The organism is Segatella asaccharophila, from assembly GCF_054687055.1.
In genome coordinates this window covers 1-772 of the sequence record NZ_BAACAN010000061.1, presented here as the reverse complement: position 1 = coordinate 772, position 772 = coordinate 1, and the positions used below count along the sequence as shown (strand labels likewise).

1 protein-coding gene and 1 pseudogene are annotated in these 772 nt (G+C 44.2%); both read left to right on the top strand.

Annotated features, from left to right (window positions below; translation table 11 throughout):
- Positions 1-123: 123 nt before the first annotated feature.
- Positions 124-480, top strand: a complete 357-nt coding sequence (locus ACYRYG_RS13305; RefSeq protein WP_460198488.1) for a hypothetical protein — start codon at positions 124-126, stop codon at positions 478-480.
- Between the two features lie 63 nt (positions 481-543).
- Positions 544-772, top strand: a pseudogene (locus ACYRYG_RS13300) (IS4 family transposase); the annotation flags it as partial.

Sequence of the window (772 nt, the reverse complement as noted above, 5' to 3'; positions counted from 1 at the left end):
CTGAAGTTTCCCACCCCATAAAATAGGCTAAAAACAGTACTGTAAAAATAAAAGTTTCTCGCAAAAAAGTTGTAAATTTGTAGTATCAATCAAACAAATAACGCTTTTTATTAAGAAACTTTTATGCATACAAAAATAACCAATTTCCATGAGTTGAGCAAACTTCTGAGTGTTAAAAATAACGTAGAAGAGGATATCATGACATATTTTGTCCATTTTGGTCTGGGGCATCTTCTGCATCGCCTGTCTTTGGAGAAACAAGGTGGCATATCGGCGGTTCAGCTGATCTTGTCACTGTGCCTGTTCCGTATCAACGGCGAAAGCATTCATTCCATCTACAAGAAGAGCTTCTATGATCTGCTCGATACCGGCAAGAACTGCTATTATCGCATGATGTCCCGCAGCTCGATGGACTGGCGTCGTCTATTGCTGGGCATAGGCATGCGCTTTGAGTCAATAGTCCGTCGTGAAAAGGCGTAAGCAGAGCATTCGTCAACCTGTTTTATCATCGACGATACAACACTGGAGAAACTTGGTATGGCTATGGAGCGCATCAGTAAGGTGTTTGATCATGTTGCCGGTCGTTGTGTACTTGGTTACAAGCTTCTGCTGCTGGCCTATTTTGACGGAAAGAGTACATTGCCCATAGACTTTTCCCTTCATCGTGAGAAAGGCAGGAAAGGTGACTATGGCCTGAAGGCGTCAGACCGCAGGAAACAGTTCTGCAAATGCAGGGACAAGGATGCTCCTGACTGCAGGCGGCTGCAGGAGA